Origin of the sequence: Kocuria oceani, assembly GCF_029524215.1 — a bacterium.
GTDB lineage: Bacteria > Actinomycetota > Actinomycetes > Actinomycetales > Micrococcaceae > Kocuria > Kocuria oceani.
In genome coordinates this window covers 125974-140145 of record NZ_JARAMH010000006.1, presented here as the reverse complement: position 1 = coordinate 140145, position 14172 = coordinate 125974, and the positions used below count along the sequence as shown (strand labels likewise).

Sequence of the window (14172 nt, the reverse complement as noted above, 5' to 3'; positions counted from 1 at the left end):
GGGCCGGCCGGGGTCCGCCCGGCCCGGGACGGTGGTCAGGTGGAGGGCGGCTCGGGCACGGGCGCCCCGGGCGGGCGCAGGCCGTCGACGGCCCAGCCCACGATCAGCTCGGTCATCCGCTCGCGGGACAGGCGCTCCGTCCCGGCGGGAGTGCTCATCCAGGCCTCCCCGGCGCCGCGGACCATGCCGATCGTGGACGCCGCCCAGTAGCCGAGCACCGGTTCCGCCAGGCGCTGGGCGGCCGGGGAGTGGCGCACGTGCGCCTGCGCCAGCAGGGCGGTGACGGACTCCACGAACTCCTGGATGCCGTAGCGCTCCCCGCCGGACTCCGCCGGGGCCTCGTCCGCGCCGGAGCGCTCGCCGCGGGCCCGTTCGCCGCGGCCGCGCTCGGCGCGGTGCCGCTCGTGGCGGGCGCGCCCGGTCTCGGGGGGCAGGGCGACGACGAAGCGGTAGACGGGGGCGGAGCGCTCGATGCTGAGCAGGTACTCCGCCACCATCGCCTCGACCGTGTCCTCGAAGCTGCCGGCCGCGCGGGCCGCCTCCTCGAGCCGGTCGCGCATCCGGGTCACCGTGTACTCGCCGACGGCCCGCTGCAGCCCGGCCTTGTCCCCGAAGTACCGGTAGTACACGGACTTGGAGGTCTTGCAGGCGGAGGCGATCTCCTCCATGGAGGCCTGTGCGCCGAGCTCGTCCACGGCGCTGCGGGCCGTGCGGATCAGCTCGATCCGGCGCTGGGCGCGGTGGCGGGCCCAGCGGGAGGAGCGTCCGTCCACGGCTGGGGCCGGCTCCGGCGCGGGACCCTCCGGGGCGGGTTCGGGTGTGTCGACGTGTTTCACGATACCCAGGGTATCAGGTAATATCGTCCGTGACGTGATCATCATCACACCACCACCGAGGAGTTCCCCGTGACCGAGTCCACCCCCGAGCAGACCGCCGACCCCACCGCCGAGCACACCACCCCCAGCGGCGCCGGACGCACCGGCGTGGCCCGGCGCGCCGTCGTCGTCGGGGCCAACCGCATCCCCTTCGCCCGCGCCCACGGGGCCTACGCGAGCGCCGGCAACCAGGACATGCTCACCGCCGCCCTCGACGGCCTCGCCGCCCGCTACGGCCTGGCCGGGGAGCGGATCGGCGAGGTGGCCGCCGGCGCCGTGCTCAAGCACCCCAAGGACTTCAACCTCACGCGCGAGTCCGTGCTCGGCTCGGTGCTGGATCCGCGCACCCCCGCCTTCGACGTGCAGCAGGCCTGCGCCACCGGGATGGAGGCCGTCTCCACCCTGGCCAACAAGATCCGGCTGGGCCAGATCGACTCCGCCGTGGCCGGGGGCGTGGACTCGGCCTCCGACGCCCCGATCGTGGTCAGCGAGCGGCTGCGGCGGACCCTGCTCCAGCTCAACCGGGCGAAGACCACCCAGCAGAAGCTCAAGGCCCTGGCCGGCCTGCGCCCGGCCGACCTCAAGCCGGTGGCCCCCGGCACCGGGGAGCCGCGCACGGGCCTGTCCATGGGCGAGCACCAGGCGCTCACCACCGCCCGCTGGGGCATTTCCCGCGAGGCCCAGGACGAGCTCGCCGCCGCGAGCCACCGCCACCTGGCCGCCGCCTACGACCGCGGCTTCTTCGACGACCTCGTCACCCCCTTCCGCGGGCTGTCCCGGGACAACAACCTGCGCCCGGACAGCACGGTCGAGAAGCTCGCCGGGCTCAAGCCCGTCTTCGGGAAGTCCCTCGACGCCGAGGCGACGATGACGGCCGGCAACTCCACCCCGCTCACCGACGGCGCCTCCACCGTGCTGCTCGCCTCCGAGGAGTGGGCCGCCGAGCGCTCCCTGCCGGTGCTCGCCGACATCGTGGACGTCGAGGCCGCCGCGGTCGACTTCGTGCACGGGGACGAGGGGCTGCTCATGGCCGGCGCCTACGCCGTGCCCCGGCTGCTGGCCCGGCAGGGCCTGGCCCTGGACGACTTCGACTTCGTGGAGATCCACGAGGCCTTCGCCGCGACCGTGCTCTCCACCCTCGCGGCGTGGGAGGACGAGCAGTTCGGCCGCGAGCGCCTCGGCCTGGCCGGCGCCTTCGGCACCGTGGACCGCAGCCGGCTCAACGTCACGGGCTCGTCGCTGGCCGCCGGGCACCCCTTCGCCGCGACCGGCGGGCGCATCGTGGGCACCCTCGCCAAGCTGCTGCGCGAGCGCGCCGACGAGACCGGGCGCCCGGCGCGCGGGCTCATCTCGGTGTGCGCCGCCGGCGGTCTGGGCGTCACCGCGGTGCTCGAAGCCCGCTGACCCCCGTCCCTCCACCGACCAGCACAGCAAGGACCCACCCCATGGCAGACACCTATCTCGACCTCGTCAGCTCCGCCTCCGGCGGGAAGCTCGCCCGGCAGCTCGGCCTGCCGGCCCCGGTCCGGCTGCGCCGGCACCGGCCCGGCGCCCCGCTGGTGCCGGGCCCCGTCCTCGTGCTGGGCCGCGGGGAGGAGGCCGACCGGATCGCGGCCTCCCTGCTCGGCTGGGACCTCGACGTGCGCCGCCACCCCGAGGACGTCCACCGGTTCGGGGCGGTCGTGCTCGCCCTGACCGAGCTCGCGGAGCCGGGGGAGCTGGCCGAGCCGGCCCTCGGCCTCGGCGCGGTGCTGCGCACCCTCGCCCCCGGCGGGCGCGTGGTCACCGTGTCCCGGCCCGCACCGGGGATCGGCACCGGCGCGGCCTCGGCCACCCCGGCGGCGGCCGAGCCGGTCGCCCCGGCCGTGGCCGCGGCCCGGCAGGCGGTGGTGGGCCTGCTGCGCTCCGTTGCCCAGGAGCTGCGCGGCGGGGCGACCGCCAACGGGGTGCTGCTCGCCGAGGGCGTGGCCCCCGAGGCCCCGAGCGTGCTGGGGGCCCTGCGGTTCCTGCTCTCGGGGCGCAGCGCCTTCGTGTCCGGACAGTTCGTCACGGTCGGCGACGACGCCGGGCGGCTCCCGGACGAGTGGGAGGCCCCGCTGCGGGGCAAGGTCGCCGCCGTCACCGGCGCGGCGCGCGGCATCGGCGCCCAGATCGCCCGCACGCTCACGGAGGCCGGGGCCCGCGTCGTCGTCGTCGACGTCCCGGCCGCGGGCGAGCCCCTGGCCGCCCTGGCCAACGAGCTGCGCGCCGTGGCCCTCCAGCTCGACGTCACGGACCCGCGCGCCGGGGAGCGGGTCCTCGGGCTCGCCCGGGAGCGCTTCGGGCGGCTGGACGTGGTGGTGCACAACGCCGGGATCACCCGGGACAAGCTGCTGGCCAACATGGACGCGTCCCGCTGGTCCTCGGTGCTCGCCGTCAACCTCGAGTCCCAGCTGCGGATGAACGAGCAGCTCCTGGCGGGCGAGGGGCTCGGGGAGGCCCCGCGGATCGTCTGCCTGGCCTCCACCAGCGGCGTGGCCGGCAACCGCGGGCAGACCAACTACGCCGCCTCCAAGGCCGGGGTGATCGGGATGGTCGCCGCCACGGCGCCGCTGCTCGCCGCCCGCGGAGGGACCGTCAACGCGGTGGCCCCCGGGTTCGTCGAGACCGAGATGACCGCCCGCATCCCCGCCGCCCGCCGGCAGGTCGCCCGCCGGCTGAACTCCCTGCAGCAGGGCGGGCTGCCGGAGGACGTCGCCCAGGCCGTGCTCTTCCTCGCCTCGGACGCCGCCGGCGGGGTCAACGGCCAGACGCTGCGGGTGTGCGGGCAGAACCTGGTGGGGGCGTGAGCATGGACGGCGCGTTCCGCGAGCAGGTGGTCCTCACCGACGTCCCCTCCCTCGGCGGGCTCTACGCGCGCGCCGCGGCCGGCGCCGCCGGGCGCGCCCTGACCCGCCGGCTCCCGCTCCGGCGGCCGGGGAGCCGCAGCGGGGCCGAGCCGGTGCTGCCCGCGGTGGAGCACGTCGTCGAGGGCGTGGCCGTCGACGCCTCCGCGCACGAGGCGTTCTGCCGCACGGTCGGGGCGCCCCTGCGGGAGGGCGCCCGCGGGCCGGAGGCCTTCTCCGGCTACCTGCACACCCTGGCGTTCCCGGTGGCGATGAGCGTGCTCACCCGCGGCGACTTCCCGCTGCCGGTGCTGGGCATGGTGCACCTGGCCAACGAGGTGGAGCACCGCGGCGCCGTCGCGGTGGGGGAGGACCTCACGGTCACGGCGCACGCCGAGCGGCTGCGCCCGCACCGGGCCGGGGCGCAGGTCGACCTCGTGGCCCGGCTGGCCCGGGAGGACGGCGAGCTCGTCTGGACGGGCCGCTCCACCTACCTCGCCAAGGGGGCGCGGGTGCCGGGGCCGGTCGAGGACGGCCCGCGCCGGGAGTTCGTGCCCCCGGCGCCGACCGGGCGCTGGCGGCTGCCGGCCCGGACGGGACGGGACTACGCGGCCGTGAGCGGGGACTGGAACCCCATCCACCTCTCCGGGCCCTCCGCGCGGGCGCTGGGGATGAAGGGGGCGATCGCACACGGGATGCACTGCGCCTCCCGCGCCCTGGCCGAGGTCGGCGTGCCGGCCGGGACGGCCTTCCGGTGGACGGTCGAGTTCGCCGCCCCGGTCCTGCTCCCGGGCACGGTGGCGGTCGCGATCGGCGACGCCGGGCGCGGCCCGCACTGGCGGCGTTCGGACTACGCCGGCTGGGACCCCCGCCGCGGCCGCCCGCACTTCACGGGGGCGGTCGAGCGGCTGGAGCCGTGACGAACCGCCCGCCGCGCCCGCTGAGCCCCCAGGGCCCGCCCCTGCCCACACCCCGGGTCTCCGAGCAGGAGTGGCGGGACGCGTGCTTCGTGCACTGGCGCACCGATCCCGCCCTCGTGGCTCCGCTGCTGCCGCGCGGGGTCCGGCCGGACCTGTACGACGGCTCCGCCTGGGTGGGGCTGGTCCCGTTCCGGATGGAGGGGGCGGGGCTGCTCGGCCGCGGCGGCGTCCCGTGGCTGGGCAGCTTCCTCGAGCTCAACGTCCGCACCTACTCCGTGGACGAGCAGGGCCGCCGCGGCGTGGTGTTCCACACCCTGGAGGCCGAGCGGGCCGCGGTCGTGCTGGGCGCCCGGAGCCTGCTGCGGGTGCCCTACCGATGGGCCCGGATGCGCTGCGCCCGGGAGCGGGACGGCGCCGGCCGCACCGTGCTGGACTACCGCAGCCGGCGCCGCGGCCTGCCCGGGCGCCCCCGGCCGGCCAGCCGGCTGCGGGTGGCCGTGGGGGAGCGGCTCGAGCGCCCCGGCCCGCTCGAGGTGTTCCTCACCGCCCGCTTCGGACTGCACACCCCGTGGTGGGGCCGCCCCCTGTGGGTGCCCAACACGCACGGGCCGTGGCCGCTGCACCGGGGCGAGCTCCTGGCGCTCGAGGACGACCTGGTGCGGGCCACGGGCTTCGGGGAGCTCGCCGCCCGCCCCCCGGACAGCGTCCTGTGCTCCCCGGGCGTGCGCACCGGCTTCGGGCTCCCGCTGCGCCTGGACGACCCGCGCTGAGGCGGCGCCGGACCGGCACCGCCGTGCCGCGCCGGGGGCTGTCCGGCCCGTGGGCCACAATGGTCGGGTGAGCCCACAGCAGAGGACAGACGACCGCCCCGTCGACGCCACCGGCCAGGACCTCAACCCGGCCCCGCCGAGCGAGGACCTCAAGGAGGAGTACGCGGAGCTCGTGGACCGGGTGCGTGCCGCGCGCACCGCGTACTACGTGGAGGACGCCCCCACGATCTCGGACGCCGAGTACGACGAGCTCTACCGGCGGCTCGAGGAGGTCGAGGCGCTGAACCCCGAGCTGGTGGCCAACGACTCGCCCACCCAGGAGGTCGGCGGCGAGGTCTCCACGGCGTTCGCGCCGGTGACCCACCTCGCCCGGATGTACTCCCTGGAGGACGTCTTCTCCATCGACGAGCTCACCGCCTGGATGGCCAAGGCCTCCGCCGCCGTCGAGGCGCTGCCGGACGCCCCGGGGCCCGCGTGGCTCACCGAGCTGAAGATCGACGGGCTGGCCGTGAACCTGCTCTACCGCGACGGCGAGCTGGTGCGGGCCGCGACCCGCGGCGACGGCACGACCGGGGAGGACGTCACGCACAACGTGCGCACCATCGCCACGATCCCCACCACCCTCGCCGGGGACGACGTCCCCGAGGAGGTCGAGATCCGCGGCGAGGTGTTCATCTCCTCCCGCGACTTCCGCTCCCTCAACGAGGCGATCGTGGCCGAGGGCCGCGCCCCCTTCGCCAACCCCCGCAACGCCGCGGCGGGCTCCCTGCGGCAGAAGGACCCCGAGGTCACCGCCCGGCGCCGGCTGTCCATGTACGTGCACGGCGTGGGCGCCGCCACCGGCCTGCGCGCCGACACCCAGTCCGAGGTCTACGGGCTGCTCGAGCGGTGGGGGCTGCCGGTGAGCCCCTACTTCAGGGTGCTGCCGTCCACGGAGGAGGTCCTGGCGTTCATCGAGGAGTACGGCCGCCGCCGCCACGACCTCATCCACGAGATCGACGGCATCGTGGTCAAGGTCGACGACCGCCGCACCCAGTTCCGGCTCGGGCACACCTCCCGGGTGCCGCGCTGGTCCGTGGCCTACAAGTACCCGCCCGAGGAGGTGCACACGAAGCTGAAGGACATCCTGGTCAACGTGGGCCGCACCGGCCGGGTCACCCCCTTCGGGCTCATGGAGCCGGTGCGCGTCGCCGGGTCCACGGTGGAGATGGCCACCCTGCACAACCAGGACGTGGTGAAGGCCAAGGGCGTGCTCATCGGCGACACCGTGGTGCTGCGCAAGGCCGGTGACGTGATCCCCGAGATCGTGGGCCCCGTGGTCGCCCTGCGCGACGGCACCGAGCGCGAGTTCGTGATGCCCGCCCACTGCCCCTCCTGCGGCACGGAGCTGCGCCCGGCCAAGGAGGGCGACGTCGACATCCGCTGCCCCAACGCCCGCAGCTGCCCGGCCCAGCTGCGCGAGCGGGTCTTCCACGCCGCCGGGCGCGGCGCCTTCGACATCGAGGCCCTCGGCTACGAGTCCGCCCTGGCGCTGACCCGGCCCGACGAGCCGGAGACCCCGCCGCTGACCAGCGAGGCGCACCTGTTCGACCTCACGCCGGAGGACCTGCGCGAGGTCCGGATCCGGCGGGAGAAGAAGTCCCGCGGCACCCCCACGGGGGAGACGGAGCTCGTGCCGTACTTCTGGTCGAAGGGCACCGCCAAGAAGCCGTCCGAGCCCACCGCCACCACCCGCAAGCTCTTCGAGGAGCTCGAGAAGGCGAAGTCCCAGCCGCTGTGGCGGGTGCTCGTGGCGCTGTCCGTCCGGCACGTGGGCCCCACCGCGGCCCGCTCCCTGGCCACCGCGTTCGGCTCGATGCAGGCCATCCGCGACGCCGACGAGGAGACCCTGGCCCATACCGACGGGGTGGGGCCCGTCATCGCCGCGTCCGTCAAGGAGTGGTTCGCCGAACCGTGGCGGTGCGAGATCGTGGAGCGGTGGGCGGCCGCCGGGGTGCGCATGGTGGACGAGGTCGACGAGTCGGTGCCCCGCACCCTCGAAGGCGTCACGGTGGTCATCACCGGCACCCTGGAGCGCTTCAGCCGCGACTCGGCGAAGGAGGCGGTCCTGGTGCGCGGCGGCAAGGCCTCCGGATCGGTGTCGAAGAAGACCCACTTCCTGGTGGCCGGGGAGAGCGCGGGCTCCAAGCTGGACAAGGCCGAGCAGCTGGGCGTGCCGGTGCTGGACGAGGAGGGCTTCGAGCGCCTCCTCGCCGGCGGGCCGGATGCCGTGGCCCCCGGCGGCACGGGCGAGGACGCTGACGAGGACGCGGGCGAGGACGGCGGCGCCGGCGAGGTCCCGGCCGGCCCGGGCATTGCGCACAAGGGCACGGCGCAGGAGAGCACGGCAGACGACAGTGCGGCGGAGTCCGCCGACGACGAGGACGGGGCCTGAGCATGGGACGCCACGACGACGCACTGGACGGGCTCGGCCCCACCGGCGGGGAGCTGGAGGAGCTGCTCGAGCTGGCGCTGGCGGCCGCCGAGGCCGGCGCCGAGGTGCTCCGGGGCCGGGACGCCGCACGGCTCGACGTCACCGGCAAGTCGGGGGCGGGGGACTGGGTCACCCGCTTCGACGTCGCGGCCGAGCAGGCGGTGCTGCGCACCGTGCTGGACCGTCGTCCGCACGACACGGTGACCGGCGAGGAGTCGGGCACGCACCGGCCCGAGCAGCCCTCCGGGATCCGCTGGTCGGTGGACCCGCTCGACGGCACGACGAACTTCATCCGCGGCATCGTGTACTACTGCACGTCCGTGGCCGCCGCCGACGCCGAGGGCAACTGGCTCGTGGGCGTGGTCAACGCCCCGGCCCTGCGCCGGACCTACTTCGCGGTGCGGGGCGCCGGGGCGTGGCTGGAGACGGACGGCACCACGCGCCGTCTCACCGGGCCCGAACCGGGCCGGCCGGGGCGCGTCTACGGGACCGGCTTCTCCTACGACGCCGCCCAGCGCGACCGCCAGTTCCATACTTTCTTGAGCACAATGCGCCAGTACACGGACATGCGGCGTCTGGGTTCCGCGGCGCTGGACCTGTGCATGGTGGCCGACGGCACACTGGACGGCTACGGCGAGCAGGGCCTGCACGAGCACGACTGGGCGGCCGGTGCGCTCATCGCGGAGGAGGCCGGAGCGCTCGTCCGCCGCCCCGCGCTGCCCTCCCCGGCCGAGGGCGCGGTGCCGTCCGCCGACCGTCTCGCGGCCTGGATCACCGCACGTGAGCGCGGAATTCCCGGCTGAGACGGGGCGGTCCGGCCCCCGGGGTCTGGTGTGAGATGCCTCTCGTGACTTGACCGAGACAAAACCGTTGCCCTAGCGTGACATTCGAAGCGTTCTTCCCGAGGGCATGCCCTCCGCTTCCGGAGCACGGCTCCGCATCGTCGGGTTTAGTCACGGCCCGACACCCCCACGCAGACGGCTGGTGTTATACCTCACGTCGAGCGCCAGGGGGGTAGCGCAACAGAAATCGTTACGCTACCGTGATCAACAGCTTCCCCGAGGATCTCCTCCGGGGATCCGGTGTGCCCCGACCCAGCCTCGGGCGCGCCACCAAATCATGCTAGGTGCTGCCGTAACACCGCACGTCGTCTGAAGGGCAGCCACCTGTAAGCACTTACCCGACCACACCTTTGACGGGTAGACGACGGCGCGAAGACATCCGGGGACGGAAACGAGCGCAGGTGGCCCAAGGGAGCATCATGACCAACGCCAACGCTGTTCGTCGCAACGTCCGTCGCGGTGCCGCCGCCCTGATCCTCGGCGGGACCGCCGTGGGTGCCATGGCCCTCCCGGCCAACGCCGCCCCGGCGTCGACCTGGGACGCCCTCGCCGAGTGCGAGTCCGGTGGCAACTGGAACACCAACACGGGCAACGGCTTCTCCGGCGGCCTGCAGTTCACCCCGTCGACCTGGGCCGCCTTCGGCGGCACCGGCGCCCCGCAGGACGCCTCCCGTGAGCAGCAGATCGCCGTGGCCGAGAACGTGCTCGACGGCCAGGGCTGGGGCGCGTGGCCCGCCTGCTCCGCCAAGCTGGGCCTGAGCGGCAGCGCCGCCCCGTCCGCCAACCCGATGGGCTCCGCCACCACCGTGGCTCCCCAGTCCGTGCAGGCCCCGGCCCCGATCGAGGCCGCCCCGGCCCCGGTCGCCGCCCCGGCCCCGGTCGCCGCCCCGGCTCCGGCCCCCGTGCAGGCCGCTCCCGCGCCGGCCCCGGCCGCCGCCCCCGTGGTCGAGTACGTCGCCCCGGCCGCCGTCGTGGCCCCGGCCCCCGTGGCCGGCGAGTCCTACACCGTGGTCCCCGGTGACACCCTCTCGATCATCGCCCAGAAGCTGGGCGTCCACGGTGGCTGGGAGGCGCTGGCCGCCGCCAACGCCGGCAGCATCGCCGACCCGAACCTGATCTTCCCCGGTCAGGTGCTGAACATCCCCGCCTGATCCCTCCCGGGATCGGCACCGCGCGGCCTCGCCGCGCAGCACGAGACGAAGGGCCCCTCCGCGTGCGGAGGGGCCCTTCGTCTCGTGTGCGGGCGGCCACGGCCGGCCCGGGTGCGGCGTCAGGCGCTCAGAGCCACAGCCAGGGATCGGTGGGCTCGGCCGCCACGTCCCCGAAGCTCACCGAGCGCTCGGCCCCCTTGACGCGGTAGGACTGGATGATGCGCAGGGACTCGCCCTCGCGGTGCTGGACCTCCACGGCCACCGCGGTCTGCCCGGAGCGGTCCGGCAGGGTCACCGGGAACGCCACGCCCGCGCAGAGGATCTCGTCCCGCAGCTGCTCGGCCCGGTCCCGCAGCGCCTGCAGCACCGCCTCGGGGGAGAGCTCCTCCACCTGCTCCGGCGGCAGGGCGTCGAGCTCGTACTCGCCGTCCTTGCGGGCGGTCACGAGGAAGGCCGGAAAGGCCCCGTGCTGCCCCAGCTGCTGCTCGGCCACGGCCTGGACGTGCGCCACGACCGTGTCGATCGTCTCGGCGGCGTCCTTGCTGACCCGCTGGCGCCAGGCGTTGGCGGCGTCCGTGGCCGAGACCGAGCGCGTGGCCCTCCCGGGCCGGGCGCCGGCGGGGCGGTCCTTCCGGGCGCCGCGGGCCTTCTTCGTGCGGGCGGGGGTGCTCTTGGCCATGTCCGGGTGCTCCTGTGTGGTGGGTGGGCGTACCTCCAGGGTATGCCCCCGCACCGGCCCCTCCGCCCGCGCGGGCGGCGGGGGCTGCGCGGCTAGACTGGAGCGGAAACCACCCCGACCACGAGCAGGAGTGCGCATGTCTGCGATCACCCGCGAGCAGGTCGCCCACCTGGCGAAGCTCGCGCACATCGAGATGACCGAGGAGGAGCTGCGGTCCATGGCCACGGAGCTGGACCTCGTCGTCGACTCGGTCGCGTCCGTCAGCGAGGCCGCCGGCCCGGACGTCCCGGCCACGAGCCACCCGATCCCGCTGCAGAACGTCTTCCGCGAGGACGTCGTGGGCGAGACCCTCACCGCCGAGGAGTCGCTCAGCAACGCCCCCGACGCCGCCGAGGGCAAGTTCAAGGTGCCCGCGATCCTGGACGAGGAGTAGCCGCATGACGACCACCGGTACCCCCCAGGGCGTCGCCGGCCTCTCGGCCGCCGAGCTCGCCCAGCAGCTCGCCGCCGGCGAGGTCAGCTCCGTGGAGGCCGTCCAGGCGCACCTGGACCGCATCCGGGACACCGACGGCGCTCCCGTCGACCCCGCCGACCGCAGCCGCGGCAAGAGCGGGCTCAACGCCTTCCTGCACGTGAACACCGAGGAGGCCCTGTCCGTGGCCGCCGAGGTGGACGCCGCCCGCGCCCGCGGCGAGGAGCTGCCCGAGCTGGCCGGCGTGCCGATCGCGGTCAAGGACCTCATCGTCACCAAGGGCCAGCCCACCACCGCGGCCTCCCGGATGCTCGAGGGCTGGATGAGCCCCTACGACGCCACCGTGACCCGCCGGCTGCGCGCGGCGCGCATGCCCGTGCTCGGCAAGACGAACCTGGACGAGTTCGCGATGGGCTCCTCCAACGAGCACTCCGCGTTCGGCGACACCCGCAACCCGTGGGACCTCGCCCGGATCCCGGGGGGCTCCGGCGGCGGCTCCGCCGCGGCCGTCACCGCCTTCCAGGCGCCCCTGGCCCTGGGCACCGACACCGGCGGGTCCATCCGCCAGCCGGCGGCCCTGACCGGCTCGGTGGGCGTGAAGCCGACCTACGGCGGGGTCTCCCGCTACGGCGTGATCGCCATGGCGTCCTCCCTGGACCAGGTGGGCCCGGTGGCCCGGACGGTGCTCGACGCCGCGCTGCTGCACGAGGTGGTGGGCGGGCACGACCCGCAGGACTCCACCTCGCTGCCGGGCTCGGCCGGGCCCCTCGCCGCCCAGGCCCGGGCCGGGGCCGCGGAGGGCGGGCTGAAAGGACTGCGCGTGGGCGTGGTCCGGGAGCTCACGGGCGAGGGCTTCCAGCCCGGCGTCCAGCAGCGCTTCGGCGAGGCCGTGGAGCTGCTGCGCTCGGCCGGCGCCGAGATCGTGGAGGTCTCCACCCCGAACTTCCGCTACGCCCTGGGGGCCTACTACCTGATCATGTCCTCGGAGGTCTCCTCGAACCTCGCCAAGTACGACGGCGTGCGCTTCGGCCACCGCGTGCTGCCCGAGGGCGGGCCGCTGACCATCGAGCGGGTGATGGGCGCCACGCGGGCCGCCGGCTTCGGCGCGGAGGTCAAGCGGCGCATCATCCTGGGCACCTACGCCCTGTCCGCCGGCTACTACGACGCCTACTACGGCTCGGCGCAGAAGGTCCGCACCCTGGTGCAGCGCGACTTCGCCGCCGCCTTCGAGCAGGTGGACGTGCTCGTCTCCCCGACGGCGCCGACCACGGCCTTCGAGCGCGGCGCCGTGGACGAGTCCGCGGACCCCATGCAGATGTACCTCAACGACATCGCGACCATCCCCACCAACCTGGCCGGCGTGCCCGCGATCTCCGTCCCCGGTGGCCTCGCCCCCGAGGACGGGCTGCCCGTGGGCATCCAGTTCATGGCCCCGGCCCGGGAGGACGCCCGGCTCTACCGCGCCGGCGCCGGCCTGGAAGCCCTGCTCGCCGACCGCTGGGGCGGGCCCCTGTGGAAGGACCTGCCCGACACCGCCGCGCTGGTCCGCGACCTGGCCGCCGAGTCCACCCTGTCCGCACCCGTCCGGGGAGGAGCCCGCTGATGACCCAGACCACCGAAGAGGTCCTGTCCTTCGACGAGGCCATGGAGAAGTACGACCCCGTCCTCGGCTTCGAGGTCCACGTGGAGTTGAACACGCGGACCAAGATGTTCGACGCCGCCCCCAACGTCTTCGGCGACGAGCCGAACACCAACGTCACCCCCGTCTCCCTGGGCCTGCCCGGGGTGCTGCCCGTGGTCAACCGGGTGGCCGTGGAGTCGGCGATCAAGCTCGGCCTGGCCCTGGGCTGCGAGATCCGCCCGGTGTCCCACTTCGCCCGGAAGAACTACTTCTACCCGGACACCCCGAAGAACTTCCAGACCTCCCAGTACGACGAGCCGATCGCCGAGAACGGCTCCGTCGACGTGGAGCTGGAGGACGGGACGGTGTTCACCGTCGAGATCGAGCGCGCCCACATGGAGGAGGACGCCGGCAAGCTCACCCACCTGGGCGGGGCCGCCGGCCGCATCCAGGGCGCCGACTTCTCCCTGGTGGACTACAACCGCGCCGGGGTGCCGCTGATCGAGATCGTGACCAAGCCGATCGTGGGCGCCGGCTCCCGGGCCCCCGAGCTGGCGCGCGCCTACGTGACCGTCATCCGCGAGATCGTCAAGAACCTCGGCATCTCGGACGCCCGGATGGAGCGCGGCAACGTCCGCTGCGACGCCAACGTGTCCCTCATGCCCAAGGGCGCGTCCACATTCGGCACCCGCTCCGAGACGAAGAACGTGAACTCGCTGCGCGCCGTCGAGCGCGCCGTGCGCTTCGAGATCCAGCGGCACGCCGCCGTCCTGGACGGCGGCGGGACCATCGTGCAGGAGACCCGGCACTGGCACGAGGACACCCGCTCCACCACCAGCGGGCGGCCGAAGTCCGACGCCGACGACTACCGCTACTTCCCCGAGCCGGACCTCGTGCCGGTCGTGACGGACGAGGCGTGGATCGAGCGGCTGCGGGCGGAGCTGCCCGAGCCCCCGGCCGAGCGCCGCAAACGGCTGCAGGCCGCCTGGGGCTTCTCGGACGAGGAGTTCCGCGACGTCGTCAACGCGGGCGTGCTCGACGAGATCGAGCAGACCGTCGCGGCCGGGGCCGCCCCGGCCGCGGCCCGCAAGTGGTGGATGGGCGAGATCGCCCGCCTGGCCAAGCAGCGGGAGGTCGAGATCGCGGAGCTGGGGGTCACCCCGCAGCACGTCGTCGAGCTCGACGGGCTCATCGGCGCCGGCAAGATCAACGACAAGCTGGCCAAGAAGGTCCTCGCCCACGTCCTGGAGGGCGAGGGCTCCCCGGCCGAGGTCGTCGAGCAGCGCGGTCTGGCGGTCGTCTCCGACGACAGCGTGCTCACTGCGGCGATCGACGACGCCATGGCGCAGATGCCCGACGTCGTCGCGAAGGTCCAGGCCGGCAAGGTGCAGGCCGTGGGCGCGCTCATCGGCCCGGTCATGAAGGCCACCCGCGGCCAGGCCGACGCCGCCCGGGTGCGGGAGCTGATCCTGGAGAAGCTCGGCGTGCAGGGCTGACCACCCGTC

The 14172-nt window shown here is 74.8% G+C and carries 12 protein-coding genes; 10 read left to right on the top strand and 2 right to left on the bottom strand.

The genetic code is table 11. The annotated features are described in order from the left end of the window. Positions 1-35: 35 nt before the first annotated feature. The gene (locus PU704_RS08765; RefSeq protein WP_277551022.1) at positions 36-836 is read right to left on the bottom strand and encodes a TetR/AcrR family transcriptional regulator; all 801 of its coding nucleotides are present in this window, start codon (positions 834-836) and stop codon (positions 36-38) included. Between the two features lie 69 nt (positions 837-905). Between PU704_RS08765 and PU704_RS08760 the strand changes: the two genes are divergently transcribed. From PU704_RS08760 to PU704_RS08730, 7 genes are all read left to right on the top strand, one after another. Beyond that, complete coding sequence (locus PU704_RS08760; protein WP_075873051.1) at positions 906-2279, top strand: acetyl-CoA C-acetyltransferase; 1374 nt, start codon at positions 906-908, stop codon at positions 2277-2279. A 41-nt stretch (positions 2280-2320) separates the two neighbouring features. Further along, positions 2321-3703 (top strand): 3-oxoacyl-ACP reductase, encoded by a 1383-nt coding sequence (locus tag PU704_RS08755; protein WP_075873052.1) that lies wholly within the window; start codon positions 2321-2323, stop codon positions 3701-3703. A gap of 2 nt (positions 3704-3705) precedes the next feature. Beyond that, positions 3706-4659: a MaoC/PaaZ C-terminal domain-containing protein gene (locus PU704_RS08750; RefSeq protein ID WP_277551090.1), complete on the top strand. Its 954-nt coding sequence runs from the start codon at positions 3706-3708 to the stop codon at positions 4657-4659. After that, positions 4656-5429, top strand: a complete 774-nt coding sequence (locus tag PU704_RS08745) for a YqjF family protein (RefSeq protein ID WP_083665253.1) — start codon at positions 4656-4658, stop codon at positions 5427-5429. The genes PU704_RS08750 and PU704_RS08745 overlap by 4 nt, the downstream gene beginning before the upstream one ends. Positions 5430-5496: 67 nt before the next feature. Next, on the top strand, positions 5497-7863 hold the full coding sequence (ligA, locus tag PU704_RS08740; protein ID WP_277551021.1) for an NAD-dependent DNA ligase LigA: 2367 nt from the start codon (positions 5497-5499) through the stop codon (positions 7861-7863). A 2-nt stretch (positions 7864-7865) separates the two neighbouring features. Continuing rightward, positions 7866-8705, top strand: coding sequence for an inositol monophosphatase family protein (locus PU704_RS08735; RefSeq protein ID WP_075873054.1), 840 nt, complete (start codon positions 7866-7868; stop codon positions 8703-8705). A gap of 458 nt (positions 8706-9163) precedes the next feature. Then, positions 9164-9895: a LysM peptidoglycan-binding domain-containing protein gene (locus tag PU704_RS08730; protein WP_277551020.1), complete on the top strand. Its 732-nt coding sequence runs from the start codon at positions 9164-9166 to the stop codon at positions 9893-9895. Between the two features lie 127 nt (positions 9896-10022). Here the strand turns inward: PU704_RS08730 and PU704_RS08725 are convergent, their stop codons facing one another. Continuing rightward, on the bottom strand, positions 10023-10574 hold the full coding sequence (locus PU704_RS08725; RefSeq protein WP_277551019.1) for a hypothetical protein: 552 nt from the start codon (positions 10572-10574) through the stop codon (positions 10023-10025). A gap of 136 nt (positions 10575-10710) precedes the next feature. Here PU704_RS08725 and gatC point away from each other — a divergent pair, with 136 nt between their 5' ends. Genes gatC through gatB form a run of 3 tightly spaced genes read left to right on the top strand, consistent with a single transcriptional unit; the run spans position 10711 to position 14163 of the window. Then, the gene (gatC, locus tag PU704_RS08720) at positions 10711-11007 is read left to right on the top strand and encodes an Asp-tRNA(Asn)/Glu-tRNA(Gln) amidotransferase subunit GatC (protein WP_047803351.1); all 297 of its coding nucleotides are present in this window, start codon (positions 10711-10713) and stop codon (positions 11005-11007) included. Between the two features lie 4 nt (positions 11008-11011). Further along, positions 11012-12649, top strand: a complete 1638-nt coding sequence (gene gatA, locus PU704_RS08715) for an Asp-tRNA(Asn)/Glu-tRNA(Gln) amidotransferase subunit GatA (protein WP_277551018.1) — start codon at positions 11012-11014, stop codon at positions 12647-12649. Then, positions 12649-14163: an Asp-tRNA(Asn)/Glu-tRNA(Gln) amidotransferase subunit GatB gene (gene gatB / locus PU704_RS08710; protein ID WP_047803349.1), complete on the top strand. Its 1515-nt coding sequence runs from the start codon at positions 12649-12651 to the stop codon at positions 14161-14163. Before gatA ends, gatB begins: the two co-directional genes overlap by 1 nt. Positions 14164-14172: the final 9 nt, after the last annotated feature.